This is a genomic window from Arcticibacter sp., assembly GCF_045629565.1.
GTDB lineage: Bacteria > Bacteroidota > Bacteroidia > Sphingobacteriales > Sphingobacteriaceae > Arcticibacter.
Genome location: NZ_JAZQRL010000006.1, coordinates 1 through 16904 on the forward strand (window position 1 = coordinate 1; position 16904 = coordinate 16904).

The 16904-nt window shown below is 44.3% G+C and carries 12 protein-coding genes; 2 read left to right on the forward strand and 10 right to left on the reverse strand.

Annotated elements, in window-relative coordinates; translation table 11 throughout:
* Positions 1-47 precede the first annotated feature (47 nt).
* Positions 48-302: a hypothetical protein gene (locus ACKI5J_RS00545; protein WP_407425428.1), complete on the reverse strand. Its 255-nt coding sequence runs from the start codon at positions 300-302 to the stop codon at positions 48-50.
* A 137-nt stretch (positions 303-439) separates the two neighbouring features.
* Here ACKI5J_RS00545 and ACKI5J_RS00550 point away from each other — a divergent pair, with 137 nt between their 5' ends.
* Positions 440-826 carry a hypothetical protein gene (locus ACKI5J_RS00550; protein WP_407425430.1) on the forward strand — a complete coding sequence of 129 codons (387 nt, stop codon included), beginning with the start codon at positions 440-442 and terminating at the stop codon, positions 824-826.
* A gap of 156 nt (positions 827-982) precedes the next feature.
* Here the strand turns inward: ACKI5J_RS00550 and ACKI5J_RS00555 are convergent, their stop codons facing one another.
* On the reverse strand, positions 983-1414 hold the full coding sequence (locus tag ACKI5J_RS00555) for a DUF1810 domain-containing protein (protein WP_407425432.1): 432 nt from the start codon (positions 1412-1414) through the stop codon (positions 983-985).
* 224 nt (positions 1415-1638) lie between these two features.
* Between ACKI5J_RS00555 and ACKI5J_RS00560 the strand changes: the two genes are divergently transcribed.
* Positions 1639-2748, forward strand: coding sequence for an MBL fold metallo-hydrolase (locus tag ACKI5J_RS00560; RefSeq protein WP_407425434.1), 1110 nt, complete (start codon positions 1639-1641; stop codon positions 2746-2748).
* Between the two features lie 47 nt (positions 2749-2795).
* On the opposite strand, the gene ACKI5J_RS00565 is transcribed toward ACKI5J_RS00560, so the two are convergent.
* The 8 genes from ACKI5J_RS00565 to ACKI5J_RS00600 form a co-directional block, all read right to left on the reverse strand.
* Positions 2796-4481 carry a RagB/SusD family nutrient uptake outer membrane protein gene (locus ACKI5J_RS00565; protein ID WP_407425436.1) on the reverse strand — a complete coding sequence of 562 codons (1686 nt, stop codon included), beginning with the start codon at positions 4479-4481 and terminating at the stop codon, positions 2796-2798.
* Positions 4482-4489: 8 nt separating this feature from the next.
* Positions 4490-7633, reverse strand: coding sequence for a SusC/RagA family TonB-linked outer membrane protein (locus ACKI5J_RS00570; RefSeq protein ID WP_407425438.1), 3144 nt, complete (start codon positions 7631-7633; stop codon positions 4490-4492).
* A gap of 159 nt (positions 7634-7792) precedes the next feature.
* Complete coding sequence (locus tag ACKI5J_RS00575) at positions 7793-11869, reverse strand: two-component regulator propeller domain-containing protein (RefSeq protein WP_407425440.1); 4077 nt, start codon at positions 11867-11869, stop codon at positions 7793-7795.
* A 137-nt stretch (positions 11870-12006) separates the two neighbouring features.
* The gene (locus ACKI5J_RS00580; protein WP_407425442.1) at positions 12007-12651 is read right to left on the reverse strand and encodes a DNA-3-methyladenine glycosylase I; all 645 of its coding nucleotides are present in this window, start codon (positions 12649-12651) and stop codon (positions 12007-12009) included.
* A gap of 219 nt (positions 12652-12870) precedes the next feature.
* Positions 12871-13788: a bestrophin family protein gene (locus ACKI5J_RS00585; protein WP_407425444.1), complete on the reverse strand. Its 918-nt coding sequence runs from the start codon at positions 13786-13788 to the stop codon at positions 12871-12873.
* A 12-nt stretch (positions 13789-13800) separates the two neighbouring features.
* Complete coding sequence (locus tag ACKI5J_RS00590; RefSeq protein ID WP_407425446.1) at positions 13801-14295, reverse strand: hypothetical protein; 495 nt, start codon at positions 14293-14295, stop codon at positions 13801-13803.
* 210 nt (positions 14296-14505) lie between these two features.
* Positions 14506-15864 carry a sensor histidine kinase gene (locus ACKI5J_RS00595; protein ID WP_407425448.1) on the reverse strand — a complete coding sequence of 453 codons (1359 nt, stop codon included), beginning with the start codon at positions 15862-15864 and terminating at the stop codon, positions 14506-14508.
* Positions 15848-16555 (reverse strand): response regulator transcription factor, encoded by a 708-nt coding sequence (locus tag ACKI5J_RS00600; protein WP_407425450.1) that lies wholly within the window; start codon positions 16553-16555, stop codon positions 15848-15850. Before ACKI5J_RS00600 ends, ACKI5J_RS00595 begins: the two co-directional genes overlap by 17 nt.
* Positions 16556-16904 lie beyond the last annotated feature (349 nt).

The window sequence follows — 16904 nt, forward strand, 5'->3', positions numbered from 1 at the left end:
TCCATCCCAGAAGAACTCAACCTCTCCGATCCTAATTCCTGCAGGTATCATATCTCCTCCTCTGTGCTGAGATCTTTAGCCAAATCAGCGTGTTCGGTTTGTTTACGTTTCTGTTCGGCTGCAAGATTTAGAGCGACTTCGATGATATCCTGGTTGTATTGAGTCTTGTCAGGATTGCATACATAAGAAATATAGGCTCTGCTTTTTGTGATACCCTTTGCTTTCAGCCTCTTTTGAATTATACCAATGTATCCTTTGGGAAGCAGCGGCCTAAAGGTTTTCTTAATTTCTTGCTCATTCATCGATTTATGATTTATGTCCGATTGTCAAAACCGAACATTTATGTTCTGTTTGTAGAACAAAAGTGAACAATAGTGAACAGATATGCAAGACATTTTTGTAAATAAATCCGAACATATATGTACAGAAATTTGGAGCAATGAAAATTTACGTAGGGGAAACTGTAAAAAACGCTGTCAACAGCAAGAATCAGCCGGTTACTAAAACCCATATCGCGAAGCAGATCGGGCTATCAAGAACGCAGTTCTACACTATCCTTCAAGACCAGGAAATGGATCCGGCCTACGTAATCAAGATTGGAAAAGTGATTGGGAAGGATTTCCGGAAGGAGATCGCGCAACTTAGGGAATTTCCGGAAGAGCAGTTTTTCGTAAAGGAAGAAGTTATCGAAAACGGGATGACCTTCGAAGAGCTGAAGTCAGAAATGATCGACTTGCAAAGGAAATATATACATGCACTGGAGGATATCAGGCAGCTTCAAAAAGAGGTCAGAAACCTCGAAAAAATGGGCAAAATTCCAACATAATTCTAACATGGGTAATTAACAGATTGATAATCAATAGGCATTGGGCACTCATCTCGGACACGAAAAGGAAAGACACGAAAGTGATCTTTCCTTTTTTATTTTAACAGGTGGCGGCTTCCTTCCCTGCTCTCCCCTGCTTGGTCATTGGACGGATGGTTATTCTTGCTTACCCATCATCTTTAATGTCTTTTCGTCTTTGATGCCCTTAAAGAATTTATCCAGCACAGCCTCAAAAACGGGATCAGCGCCATCCAGGGAGCAAAATAGCGTCATAGATGACTTGAGCTTAAGGTCGTCTGGCGATCCGAATATCCTGTTCGCATCGTCCTCCTTTAACTGAAGTAACTGATTCGTGATTTTTATCAGTCTGCTACCCAAGAGCTCGTGAGTTAAAAATGCTTCCGCCTCATGCAGGTCCTTCAGCGCATAGTATCTGGAGGTTTCACTAAATCCTAAGCCTTGAATTTGCGGGAAAATATACCACATCCAATGGCTGCGTTTGCGGCCGTTTTCTATTTCGGAAAAGGCTGTTTCATAATCATCTTTTTGGGCGCTGACAAATCTTTCGAGGTCGTATGCTTGAGCCATATGGTTAATTCTAATGGATTGATGAACCACATGTACAACAACACATACAAAGCTGTGTTTTGAAAAACCGAATACCTCTTAAGAACGGCGAAGCGTTGACCTGCTTTTCGTTTTGTAGGAATTGACAGGCTAAAGTCTTTTTCTTCTCGGTGGCACTCAGGGAAAAAAAAATAAAGCATTTTTGCAACCGCACTTCACGATGTCTTCGTAAGTGCATTTCAAAAATGAAGAAAACCATGCTGATCATATCTTTCGTTCTGATAACTGTAGCTATTCTTGCTGTTATCCTGTTGAGCAGAGACATCTTTGGTGCCAGACCGACAGGCGCCCGTTTAGAGCTTATAAAAAAGTCTAAAAACTTCAGGGACGGAAAATTCCAGAACTTAAATCCCACTCCTTCGCTGACCGAAGGATATAGTTACCCCAGCGTTTTGTATAATTTCTTCTTCGGCACTAAACTCCATGTTGTGCCAGAGGACAGCATCCCTCATGTAAAAACGGATCTCAAGCGTATTTCGAAACTTGCCAACGCCCTGGTCTGGTTTGGCCATTCTTCCTACTGGATGCAGATCCACGGAAAGAGTGTCCTCGTAGATCCGGTGCTCAACGATCATGCAGCTCCTTTCAAAAGTATGAATAAAGCTTTTAAGGGAGCGGCATCCTACACGGCTGATGATCTTCCTTATATCGATTATCTTATCATCACACACGACCACTGGGACCATCTGGATTATGAAACGATCAGAAAGCTGAAGGGCAGAGTGGGTAAAGTGATCTGTGGTCTCGGAGTAGGCGCCCATTTAGAAAAATGGGGGTACCCGGCTTCACAGCTGATTGAAAAAGATTGGGGCGACAAAGTCGTTCTGGACGAACAAATAACGCTGCACTTCACTCCAGCGCGACACTTTTCAGGAAGAAGCATTTTTTCTAACAACACTTTGTGGACATCCTACGTATTGGAAACGCCGTCTTTGAAAATATTTTTAGGTGGAGACAGTGGTTATGATAATCACTACGAAGAAATCGGTCGAAAATTCGGCGGGTTTGATTTAGCCATACTTGAAAATGGCCAGTATAATGTCGCCTGGAAGTATATCCATGCAATGCCAGAAGATGTACTTCGTGCTGGAAAGGACCTGAGAGCCAAGCGGATTTTACCTGTCCATTCTGGAAAGTTTGCCTTGGCAGCGCATGCCTGGTATGAACCCCTGGCAAGAATAACGGAACTCAACAAGAATGCCGGTCAAACACTTATCACACCGATGATCGGCGAGGTTGTCAACATGGACGATGAGCAGCAGAAATTCAAACACTGGTGGCTTGGGTTAAAGTAAAAACGATTGCCCCGGTATTGGAGCAATCGTTTTTTACTATAAGACTATTATTGATAGCCGGGGTTTTGAGCCAGCTGGTTGTTTGATGCCTGGATCTCTGCTCTTGGAATAGGCAGCCAGTAATGTTGCGGTAGAAATGCCCTTCCTTCCAAAGCTACTTTCCGTTCATATCTCAGCGTGCCATTATTCTGTTTGGTGATGTTGATTCCATAAACCGGCACATTTTCGGTTATATCAGCAATCTTCCAGCGTCGAACATCATAATAACGGTGCTCTTCAAAGGCGAGCTCGACCCTGCGTTCGCGGATGATACGCTCTCGCATCTCCTCGCGGCTTAAGCCCTGTGGTAAAACAGGTAAGCCAACTCCCGCCCTGCCACGAACTGTGTTCAGCGCAGCATAGACGGATTGATCGGGACCGACTGCTTCGTTCTGGGCTTCTGCATAATTTAGCAGGATTTCAGCATATCTAAAGTAGATCCAGGGTTGAAGTCCTGCAACATTCCAGGGATTGTTTATCGGCATATTCTCATCCACGAACTTTCGGAGGTAATAACCCGTTTTAGAAGTATTCCAGTTAGACGGACCATCCTTACTATCGAGGCCTCCAGGCACGAACGTTTCCACATTGCGGCCGCGGTATGGTGCACCGTTGTAGAGAACAGTGGCTGCCAGTCGCGGATCACGATTAACGTATGGGTTTTGCGGATCATATCCTGACGCCGGATCGTCGATGGGAAGTCCTGTTATGGTTTCGTATGCATCTACCATGTTCTGCATCGGAAGATTTCCTCCCCAGCCGTCGTAACCGTTCGGCCCGTTTGCAATCTCCATCGGCACGTGTCGTGAGCCGATGGTGTAGTACCTGGCGAAAATAATTTCGTTGCTGCTGCCAGGATTAATAAACAAGTTCTGATAATTTGAATGCAAGCCATAGATGTTTAAATCCATTACCGCCTTTGCAGCTGCAGCGGCTTGCTCCCAGGATCCGGAACTGTAAAGCGGGCTTGCTGCATACAGCAGCAAACGAGATTTAAGGGCCAACGCAGCTCCTCTTGTCGCTCTCCCCGCTAACCACGCAGAATTGTTTGATAAAGGCAAGCCCGCCGCAGCTTCATCCAACTGCGCTACTGCATATTGGATACATTCGGCAATCGTAGCTCGCCTGAACAACTCCGGATCTGAAAAATCATCGCCTAAATTATATACTTTATCGCCCAGCAGGGGCACTCCTCCATAGTTCCTGATCAGGTCATGATAGCGAAATGCCCGGATAAACTTGAGCTCTGCGATCAGGAGATTTTTGTGACCCGTGCTCATAGGCACCTTATCAACATTAGCGAGAGCATAATTCACTTCCCGGATACTTCGATAGCTTCTTGACCAGATAGCTCCTGCTATGCCTGTATTTTCCGGAGACAGCTGCCCTCTCTGAATCAGCCAGGTGTTGTCATCATTATTGTAAAGCGACTCGTCGGTTAAAGAACTCCACATGGCATACTCAAATCCACGTCCAAATCCTGGCAGTGTTCCTTCTGCCTCCTTTTCTGTCATTCTCGTACCCAGATACCTGTTGATCACAAATGATTCAAACAGCGTAGAGTCTCCGATAATCGCTGCGTCGGTCACACGATCCGTTGGTGTGACATCCAAAAAGTCTTTCTTGCAAGAAGCCATGGATAAGGCCAGCAAGGATATATATAGGGAGGAAAGTATTCCTTTAGATGATTTCATAACGATGATTAAAACTTAACGTTAACGCCCAGGTTAATAATTCTCTGCTGAGGATAGAACTGGCCCCCCTCATGGCTGCCTTCAGGATCAAAGTCTTTTACTTTGGTGATCGTAAACACATTGAAAGCGCTTGCGTAAATCCGGATTCCCTGCATTTTGATTTTATCCAGTGCTTCTTTAGGCAGGCTATACCCTAACTCGATATTTTTCAATCTGAAGAAGGCGGTATTAAATAACCAAAAGTCATTACGGTAAAGACCGCCGCTGATCGCCGTAGAGGCTCTTTCCGGAACGCGGGGGTAGCTGCCTTCGATGTTAGAAGGGCTCCAGCGGTTGTCAGCCCATGTTTGATAGAAGTTCCCCACTGTTCCTGCTTCCGTAAGAACGTATTGCCTGACCCGCGATTGTCCGGAGAAAACTGCCGACAGATCGAAGCTCTTATACGATGCGTTCAGATTTATGCCATACGTTATCTGAGGGATATTGCCCAGTTCGGTTCGTACCTGATCATCCGCTGTGATCTTGCCATCACGATTAAAATCGAGATACTTCAAGTCGCCGATTTGCGTTCCGGGGACATGAGGATAGGAATTGAGTTCTTCTTGTGTTCTGAAAATACCGATTGATTCGTAAAGCAGATACGTATTAAGCGGCCGGCCTGTTTCGCGTTGATGGTTCAGCACCGCAGGCGACTCATCCTTGAACCTCACGTCACTTTTGGCATAGGTAATATTTCCGGAGATACCATAGCTGAAGTCTCCGCGATGGTTATATCCTAAAGTGGCCTCGATACCCTTATTGTCCACACGTCCGATATTTTCTGAAGGTACCAGAGGCTCGGTATCATCAGCATCATAAGGGTTAACAATACCCGTTACGCCGGGAATGGAGGCGTTTCTGGACAGTAGAATATCTGTCCTCTTTTCATTAAAGTATATAAATTCGAGGTTTATATTTCTGAACAACGTTGCGTTCAAGCCCAGATCAGTTTTGATGGATTTTTCCCAGGTTATCGAGGGGTTTGCAAGCTTAACGAGATCCAGACCGGGATATACACCGGTTCCAAGTGTATACTGATTATTGAACGAGTAATTATTGTTAAACTGGTTTCTCTCCACTCTATCTCCACCTAACTGTCCATATGAAGCTCTTAGTTTCAGATCATTTATAAACCGTATACCATCTTTGAACCAGCCTTCTTCAGATATACGCCACCCTGCGGATACTCCGGGGAAGTAACCGAACCTGTTATCCTCCGGAAAAATAGACGAACCGTCTATGCGCAGCTGAACTTCTGCCAGGTACTTCTGCTGGTAATTATAATTTGCCCTCCCGATAAAGCTGACACGGCTTTCTCTCCAGCTAAATCCTGAGTTGGTGCGGTCGGTTGGATCTGTACCTCCCTGCGAAAGCTCAGGCGTTAACGTAGTAGGAAAGTTCCTTCTTCCAGCCTCAAAATGTTCAACAGTCTGTTCACTTTGCTCATAGGCTACAAAGCTGTTTATATTGTGTCCGTTAAATGTCTTTTGGTAGTTAAGCTTCAGGTTGGCAGTCATCAGTGATGTATTTTCCTGCATCTGATTCAAAGAAGCTTTCGGCTCTCCAACGGTTCTTGAAGAATAGACATCTGTATTGTTATTATAAGAGTAAACCAGATAAGGCGTGATGAAATTCCTTTGGGAGAATTGTCCTTTGTCAAGAGCATAGAAGCCGTCTACCGATAGCCCGCTGATAAATGGCAGAGCGTAACTAGCTCTCAGAATGCCATTAAAATATAATCTCGGATTTTTAGTCAGACCGCCGGCATCCGTTACCATCATTACAGGGTTATTATTTTCGATACCGGTTGAAGGATATCCGTTCGGATAAGTAGCAACCACCGTTGGATAGGCCCGGTATACAGATCTGAAGATATCGCCAGCACCGGCGGCGGGATATTGCCTGTTTTCCTGTCTTCCGGCGAGTGATAGCCCTATTTTAAAGTTGTCGGTTATATTGGCGTCGATGTTGGAACGCAGGTTGTACTGCTTGTATTTTGTAGCTCCATTCTTATAGATACCATCTTGATCAAGTGTTCCGAGCGAGATGAAGTATTTTGTGTTTTCTGTTCCGCCATTAACAGAAAGATTATGCTGACTTTGAGGGGCTGAGGCTCTCAAAGTCGTCTTGATCCAATCGGTATTGGGATAGTTGACGGGATCGGAACCATCCCTGAACCTGGCAATCTGCTCATCGGTATAGAACTGGTTCATGCCTCCGGCAGGATTGTTATAGTAATTGATCTCGTTGACAATAGTGGCATAGGTAGCAGCATCGGCCATTTCAGGCAGACGTGTTGGGGAGGAAAATCCCTGATTGAAACTGTATGAGATGGAGGGTTTTCCGGTTGTGCCCCGTTTTGTCGTTACTAAGATAACACCATTGGCTGCCCTGCTTCCGTAAACAGCTGCAGATGCATCCTTCAGAACCGTAACGCTCTCGATATCATTTGGATCCAGCCGCTCAAATCCCCCTAATTGGCCGGGTACTCCATCAACCACAACCAGAACATCCTTGTTCCCGGTTGTGGATATTCCTCTGATACGAATTTCCGAATTATCGTATCCGGGTTCGCCGCCGCGGTTAGTAGCTATCACCCCCGAAAACCTTCCCGCCAGAGAGTTGGAAAGGTTTGGTTGAGGACTTTTCACTAGTTCTGCACCTTTTACCTCCGAGACGGAACCTGTAAGCGTTGCCCGTGTCTGGGTACCATACCCTACCACCACCACCTCGTTAAGTGATCTTGATTCGGGTTGCAGGCTCAGGTTTATGGTGGTCTGGTTGTTTACCCGTACTTCCCGCATTACATATCCGATAAATGTGAATGTTAAGACGCTGGAGCCAGACGGTACATTCAGTTTGTAAATACCGTCGGAGTTCGTGGAGACTCCGGTAGTTGTCCCCTTAACAAGCACACTTACCCCGGGCAAGGGTGCACCCTGCTCATCGGTTACTTTTCCGCTTACGGGAATCCCCTGGGCCAATACCGCTAATAATTTTCCGGGCACGGTCGCAAACAGCCCCCTGGCTGTTAACAAGAGGAACACTAAAGAAAACAAAATCTTCCCCCTTTTTCCATAAAGAAAGAGGACATCAGGTAGTTGTCGTTTCATAACAATTGGTTTACAAGATTGTATATTTCGGTAGATAGTTATTCCGCAGAAGCATTAGGCTCTGTGGTTGATTAGTTTTAACTAACCAAAGTTAGCGACGATCAGACCGTACTCAGGAGGGGTAAATTCGTAATAAAGCAGGGAAAATCAGTAGTAGAGCTATGATTCCTGAACTTCTATTGACATCTTGTTCAGTTTGTAAGATTCGTGAAAAGACTTTCTATATTTTTTTATGTACTCAGACGGTTTCATACCAAAGAGCTTAGTAAATTGCTCCCTGAAATATTTAATATCATTAAACCCTGCCTCGAAAGAAGCCTGACTAACGTTACAATCGGAGTTGATCATAAGCTCTGCAGCCTTCCGAAGGCGCACGTAACGTATAAATTCACTAACCGACTTGCCCGAAACCGACTTCACGCGCTTGTACAAGTTTGAATGACTCATGCCCAGTTCATCGGCGAATCTCCTGGCACTGAATGACGGGTCCTGCAAGTGCGTCTCAATGACTGATATACACCTGTTGAGAAACTCCCGGTATTCAGGAGATATCTTCAGGTTATCTGATTGAAGTGTGATATGATTATAGAAATACTGCTGAAGGTTGTTTCGGCTTTTCAATAAATTTACGACTCTGGCTACGAGCATTTCACGCTCGAAAGGCTTCGTAATATAATCTGCAGCGCCGGTCTCGAGACCTTTCAACTTCACTTCATCAGACGTAGCCGATGTAAGAAGAACAACAGGGATATGATTCAGTGCAGCACTTTCTTTAATCTTTTGGCAAAGCTCAATACCGGTCATTCGAGGCATGGAAATATCGCTGATAATGATGTCCGGCGAATAGCGTTCGGCGATGCGCAAGCCTTCAAGACCATCGCTGGCTTCTAAAACATTGTACGATTGGATGAAGGTCTTCCTGATGTAATTGCGGATTTCTGTATTGTCGTCTACGATAAGGAGCGACAACCGATCAGACACCTGAAGCTCAATATCTGTCATTTCCAATGTATCGAGGCTGTCTGAAGCCTGATCGTCAACGGCAGTCTCTTCAAGCACTGCGCTCCTTTCAGATTGCCTCTCATGTACCGCCCTGATATCCAGGTGATCAAAGTGCGACAAACCTTTCAACAGCGTAATACTGAAAGTCGAACCCTTCCCCTTTTCGCTTACATAGCTTACAGAACCTTTATGTGCAGAAATAAACTTCTTTACCAGATATAGCCCTATACCAAATCCGTTCCTATATCCTTTTTCAGGATTAGTAACTTGATAAAAGCGCTCGAAGATCTGATTACCGACGTCCTCAGGCACCCCTCTCCCCGTATCACTCACCTCAATCAGTAGTTCATCGAGCTGATCAGTAAGAGTAAGCGATACACTGCCGCCTGGCGAGGTATACTTAAAGGCGTTGGATACCAGGTTAAATACGGCTATCTCTACTTTCTGCCTGTCTCCATAAAGTTCCAGATCCTTATTTTCACATGTGAACGAATAATGGATTTTTTTCAAACTCGCCTGACTATTAAAACAGAGAAACACCTCATGACAAAGATCATGAATATTGAAGCTGAACACCTTAAGTTTATCATCCTCTCCCTCAGCCTTCCCAAAGAGCAAAAGTTGATCCACCAAACTCAACAGACGCTTGGCGTTGCGGAAAACCCCCGACATATCGTCTACATTCACCTTCTTTCCTTCGGAGTTCAAGAGCTCCTTAACCGGATTCATAATTAAGGTGAGCGGTGTTCTGAATTCATGGGCAATATGCGTGAAAAATGAAATTTTCTTCTCATTCAGCTCCCGCTCCTTTTGGGTGTTCAGGTTGGCCGATTGAATTTCATAGCGGAGCTGCGACTGACGTAAATGGTAGTTGATATAAAAATAGATCAGACTGAAAACAGCAGCGACATACAGCACGTACGCCCACCAGGACCGATACCAGGGTGGCAAAACTTTAATCTTCAGAACCGTTTCACCGTCAGTCCATAATCCATCCTCATTGGTCGACTTAATTCTCAGGATATAATTACCTTCCCAAAGTTGAGAATAGTTTGCAGTGCGGGCCTTTCCTGAATAATTCCAGATATTGTCCCAACCCTCCAGAATGTATTTATATAGGATACGGTCTGTTCCCGAATATTCCGGAGTGGTGTAGTCTATTGAAAGTACTGCCTTATCATAGGGCAACACCAGCTCTTTTATAGAGTAGATACTGGCTTCCGTTTCAAAGCTCTGATCCTGTTGAATGGGAATATTGTTGATGCGGATTCCTGCGATCAGCACCTTTGACGGGTTGTATTCGCGACGTACGTCTTCAGGAGAAAAGATATTAAATCCTCTGATACCGCCAAACAGGATCTCGCCCGACTGAAGCTTTAATGACGCATTGAAGGAGAACTGATTACTCTGTAAACCATCCTCTTCGTAAAAATTGATGAATCGATTACTCTTCTGATCCCACTTGGAAAGCCCATTGAAGGTGCTCATCCACAAATTGCCGGATGCATCCTCCTGAATATTGAGAACACTGTTGTTACATAGACCTTCCGCTTCGGTCATCACGGAGAATTTTCCACTGTTATTATGATCGAACTTGACCAGGCCAGTATATTGTACCCCTACAAATAAGTTGCCCTCCTTGTCACAAATGATCGATCTGATCTGATTTTTAAGATTATAGATGCGGTGCTTTCCTGAGTTCTCATCAATTTGGACAAGCTGGCCGTACTCCGTTCCGAGCCAAACGTTACCCTGATTGTCCTCGCCAAAACTAGTCACATATTTAAACCTGGAATCAAAGGGCTCAAATCTCTGTGTTTTGCGGTTCAGCTTATATGTTGCATCGCTACCGAAGGATGTTCCGGCCCAGATATCATTTTTAGAGTCCTTGAAGAGCTTCCAAACGTTCCTGTCTTCCTGGCCGTTATTCATACAAGCAAACCGCGTGAAAGAGTCGCTACTTCGGTCGTACCGATTAATCCCTCCACCGAAAGTGGCTACCCAAATAACATCATCGTCGTCACGAACAATACTGGTTATGTTATTATGGCTAATAGATGAAGGCTGATTCTCCCGGTGGGTATAATTGCGAAAGCTGTTCGTCTTCCTGTTCCACACCGAGATACCTGCTCCATCGGTTCCCACCCAGATGCTGCCATCGGTATCTTCGCAAAAAGAAAGCACGAAATCACTTATCAGGCTATTCTGGCTGTTAGGGAGATGGGACACCGTCTTAAACTTATTTTTCTTTTGGTCTAACAGGTTTACGCCCCCTCTGAGAGTTCCTAACCAGATGCGGTCATTATCATCATCGCTATAAATGCACATGACGGCATTGCTGCTCAAGGCACTGCCGTCAGGAGCACTTGCAATTCGGTTCACTTTAGCCGTTTTTGTATGGAGAACATCCACGCCACCTCCATCTGTTGCTATCCAGAGCTGTTCGCCCTGAAACCGAAGGTCCATCACTCTCGGAGCCGACAACTCCGCCTGCTCGCGGACAAGAAGGCCGCGGTTTTTTGAACGGACGTCGTACCTAAACAGTCCATTGTCGGTAGCTATCCAAAGGACGTTGTCCTTTTCAATCATGCGGTTTGCTCTACGTACTGACCTGCTTACAAGCCGCACCCTGTCGGTGGAGATAGTATAAACGCATAATCCCATGTTCGTGACCAGCCAGGCTTCACCAGGCCTGAAAGCGATGGCATACACGTTGTATTCAAGAGGTTTTCCATTTTGATCCTGAAAGTTGATCTGTTTCAATTCCTGACCAGCTTTACGAACCAGCAAGCCCTTGTGCTGGACCCCGACAAAGACACTGCCCTTATCGTCTGCTTTAACAGTATAAACCGGGTCGATAGCCCGGCGCTTCTTTCCGGCATAAGAAAATGCAGGCGTAGAAAACCTGGAGGTATAATGGTCAAACACAGACAAGCCCCTGTTTGTACCGATCCAGAGAGCGCCGTCCCTGTCTTCAGCCAGGTCAACGATCCGATTGTGAATCAAGCTTTGCGGATCTTTGATATTGCTCTTGAATACGTTAAAAGAGAACCCATCGTAACGGTTAAGGCCATCATCGGTACCGAACCACATAAATCCGTATCGATCCTTGTAAACAGCATTAACGGAGTTATTTGACAACCCCTTTTCTATGTTGAGATGTGAAAAAGGCGCCTGAGCCTTTACCTGACAAAAAATAAGTATAAAAACAACAGTAAATACCCAAGCCTTCATGGTTTTCTAATTGGCAGCAAGTCTATCCATACCTTCCGGGAGAAGATTGAAAGGTATATGAAAATACAAACATAGCTCAAATTTCGAGGTATATATCGCTAGTTTATCATTCTGTTACGACAATCAAAAGATTCTTGTCAGGAGTGATGGTACCAAAGCGGATTAGCGCTGATAACATGTGTGTATACAGGACAATCTTCAGAATGCGCTCCTTTTAGGATTCCGATACTGGTCAAGAACTCGTTAACGATCTCGCCACCTGTAAATTTAAAGGTTTTCTTAAACAGCTTTATCCATTCCTCTTTGGATTTAGGATGATGACTTTTGAGCCAGTTCTCGAACGAACCATGTTCGCTTTGCAACGCGAGAATCGCTTTTGCGTTCTCTATTGCAGCGTTGATTTTCAGGCGATTTCTAATAATTCCAGGGTCTGAGAGCAACCGGTCCCTGTCTTCCTCGGTATAGGCGGCGACTTTGCTTATCTTAAAGTCGTCGTAAGCCCTCCTGAACGAATCCTGTTTTTTTAATATAGTTTCCCAACTAAGCCCGGCTTGATTAATTTCAAGAACCAGTCGGCAAAATAATTCATCGTCGTTGTGAATAGGAAAACCATATTGAAAGTCATGATAGGCTTTGTGAACAGCCTGTCTGGCTTCGGGCATAGATTCAATGGCATTGCAATAAGACATGATCGTTATTTGTTGTTGTTGTTCACCTGCAAGATAATCACTTTCTCGTTTCGCCGAACACCAGACGAGAAAATGTCTTTTCCATATCTGCATATTCACAGACGATCATGCATGACAATTGAAACGTAACCAACCAGGCCGATCTCTCCGGAAGTCATTTCCTCCCTACGTACAAGTTCACAAGCGCCCATTTTGCAGCCGAAGTAAAATCACTAAAAATTGTCTCCTAAAAGCTGCCGTGTGACCTCCCTGCTGCCGGCCGCTAAACCGGAGCACTGCATTTCCTTTAGCTGCACAGAAAGAGGTCATAAGTTATAAGATATAGAAAACCTTTGCCCCTTTTGGTTTTCCGTCGTCGGTTCGATAATTTTCTTTCAACATTTGCATGATATCACGGTCGATTGTCCGGGAAATAGTCGTTGTAGGCGTATCCGTGGGTCTGTTTTCAAACGGATCCTGAAGATGGATAGCCATTTTCTCGATCAGGAAAAACGAAGATGATATTGCCAGGACCAGCGGTATCTCCACAATGCCAAAGAACTCAATAAGACCAAAAGGCAAAAGAATGACGAAAAGCAAGAGGGCAAAATGAATATACACGCCATAGGTAGCCGGAAATATCGTATTTTTAATACGCTCGCAACCGCCCATATGATTTGAAAAACGGGTTAGCGTTCTATCGATTTCTACCTGCTGATATTCGTTTATCCATCCAAGCTTATATGCGTTACGAAGATCTGACCCCTGCAGCTCCAGCAGGCCAAGAGCGACATTATTATATCTTCGAATATTAGCCATATCCTGGGGCGAAATGAATCGGTCAATTCCCTCCAGCGGATTTTGCCCTCTAAGCTGCCTGCTTAGACAATAACTCCAGGCAATTTGACGCTTAGCCATCCGCTCACAGAATAGTCTTTCCTCAGTTGTGCCCATATGCGTATCAACGAAAGTGAGCAGCTGCCGGGTAAGACTCCGCGAGTCGTTAACAATAGCCCCCCAGATTGTTCTGGCTTCCCACCAACGGTCATACGCCTGATTCGACTTAAAGGCGAGCAATAGAGAAATCACGGTACCTAACATCGTAGGCACCGCTATGGGAATTGAGATTCTTGTAAAATGGAAGTTGTTGTAGCAGACTGCAATTAGTACTGCATACACCGTTACCATAATCATCTCCTTCCGGATCTTACCCAGAATATAGCTGATTGGAATGTTTTTTCTAAGTAGCATAGGTCGATAGGTTTAAAGTGATACCTCTGACAGCACAGGTGAATTTTGCCTTTTATAGCGAGCAGGTGCAACATCAGCGAGCGCTACCTCATGCACTCTGAGCAATGGAACACTGCACCGGCCTACAAGAACGGAGGGGTCAATGCTCAACTTAGTTAAGCTTGAGACAGTGCAGTCTTCAGGATGGACGATATAGTCGATGCTATTTGCTTCGATAAAGTTCTTAAAGCGGCTAAGTGTACTGCCATAGAAAAATTCGATTCTAATCGCTTTCACAGCCTTATAAACTCTTTTCGTTTCTTCACATTGCTGATAGAAATCGTCGCTCACATGCTCATATTCCTTATTTCTTCTGCTCAGAAGTAATAAGTCGTTGATGGAATCTGAAAGCTTGAACAGATGGATAAACACAATATTCAGCGTCTCGGGTTGCAGCTGGGCACATAGAGAAGGAATGCAGTCAAACGCTTGAGAGCTAAAATCAGTTGGAATCAGTATTGTTTTCATAATCAGATATAATTTTGTTTCTGATACAATACTAATTAAGACACATTAAGATCTTTTAAGATGAAAATTAGACTTTGATTAGAAAACCGCAACCTTATGAGAAGATAAAACAGCAAATCGTGCAAGAGCTTTCTTAAAACACGGCAAATCTTTTAAGAGATATTAAAAAGTTATTAGAAACGCCTCTAAATCGGGCAATAAACCCAGAAATTACTGAACAATGGGAAGCAAAAGCATCATCTCGGTACCAACTTCTTCTTCTGAACGAATTCCGATAGAGCCCTTATGAATTCTGACAATATTCAAAGTAAGCGGGAGCCCTATTCCATACCCTTCAAAATCGTTTGTATTGGAGGCCCTGAAAAACGGTTCAAAGATATGTTGTTGCTCCGATTCGGGAATACCGATACCCTGATCTGTCACCGCAATGATTATCCGGTCGTTCTCTGTACTCAGTCTGATCGTTACCGGCTTATTATTTGAATATTTGCAAGCATTCAGCACAATGTTACTGACTGCGAGATGCAGCAAGTTGGCGTTTCCCTCTGTACATAGTTGTGACTCGTTTTCTGGAAGTGAGTTCATATCCAAATCTATTTTGCACTCGGGCTCAATCTTCCTGACCGAATCAATTACAGTCCAGATTAGTTCATCTACCCGGATTCTCTCCCAATCCTGCTTCTTTCCGTCAAAACCCGATTGGGCTAAACCAAGCAAACTCGCGAGGATATTATTAAGCTTTTCGGCCTCCTGGAGTATGGTCCTAACGGATCCTTCCATCTCTGGACTGAGGTCACGTCCGGACAACAAGAGCTCCGTTTCGCTGGTAATGATTGCAAGAGGGGTCCGTAACTCATGCGATGCATTGCTCACAAAGTTATTTTGTGTTTCAAATGCTGTCTCCAGGCGCGTAAGCATGTTATTGAAGGTGAAGACCAGCTCAGCAATTTCATCTTTTCCTTCAACTTCAGGCAGGCGCGAATGCAGATTATTTGCAGAAACATTTTTTACGCTCTTTATTATCGATCTTACCGGTTTTATCGTGTACGATGAGAAGATCCTTCCGGCTAAGAATGTAAGCACTAAGGAAACAATAAAGCAGACGAAAAGAACCTTTCTCAACTCCTCGAGCTCTTTGAAGCCATAAGGGTTAGAAGCCGAGACGATCACCAGGAATTTTGCATCCGGCCCCTTTATAAAAGATCCTGCATAAAATTTATTTCCTTCATTATACCTCGACTTTCCATACTTGAAGATGTCCTCATAGAATTTGTCCGGTATATCAATAGGCTTCTGCTTTAGTCTCCCTGCCCCGTCCAGTTTTACAATGTAGTCTTTCTCTCCGCTAAGTTTCTCCAGGTACCTGCTACGAACTTCCTGGTATGCAGCAGAATTTTCATCTGAAAGAATATTGATCTGCGAACTGAGATTGACACGCGCTTCAAGACGCTCAAAAAAGTCTTCGAAGTTAAAGTCAGAGATAAAATAAAAGATAGAAGCGTTGAGGAGAATTAAGCCGGTGGTGGAGATCAGAAAGAACAGCAGGGTTATTTTAGTCTGTATTTTCATGCCCAGATTCCTGTTTGAAAATGTACCCCATTCCGAAAACGGTATGGATCAGCTTTACCGCGTGTCCATTATCAACTTTCTTCCTTAGATAATTTACATAAACATCTACCACGTTAGTACCCATATTAAAATCGATATTCCAGACATTTTCCAGAATATTTATACGGGAAAGAACCTTGTTCTGATTTTGAACGAAGTATTCCAATAAGCGGTATTCTGTTGCGGTTAAGTTTATCGGCTTATCATATCGCTTCGCGGTCTTGGAGCTGATGTCAACTTCCAAACCTGCTATTTCCTGTTTGGTACTGACAACAGACGGTGCACTGCTTCTCCTGATCAGCGACCGAATGCGCGCCTCCAGCTCCGCAAACTTAAACGGCTTAACCAGGTAATCGTCGGCTCCACTATCAAGACCTGTAATTATGTTTTCGGTACTTCCCAGTGCAGTAAGCATTAAAACGGGAATATTGGGATTTTTTTTGCGAAGCTCGCGGCAGACTTGTATGCCGTTTATTCCAGGAAGCAGCACATCGAGTATGACAAGATCAAATGTGTGCTTAGTAGCCATTTCTAAACCGGTTGCGCCATCACCTGCAACACTGATTTCCACTCCCGACTCCTTTAATCCTCTAATAATCACAGAAACCAGGCCAGGTTCATCTTCTATCAGCAACATCTTCCTGTTTAACATGTCCGAAAAGTATCATTTTGCACCGAGACAGAGGCTACCGACAGATATAGTTGACTTAAAAATGACTTTTTTGAAGAAAAGTAATAAAATAATCACACAAAATCCCATAGTTCAGCTAAGAATCTACGGGATTTCACATTTTTTTAAGTCCGCTTATGCTTATCTGCGACTTTTACAGGCCTACACACTAAATCCCCTTGATTAAGGGAACTAGCGTGTATCTATCACTTCTTTCTCTCGTACTCTAAACTAGCTAAGATAAACGGCCCTATAGCTTTGCCTTCGTTTTGAGTCACGGTAACATCTTTGCCACAGAGGTAATAGTTAGCCGTGCCTGTCCTGGAGATAT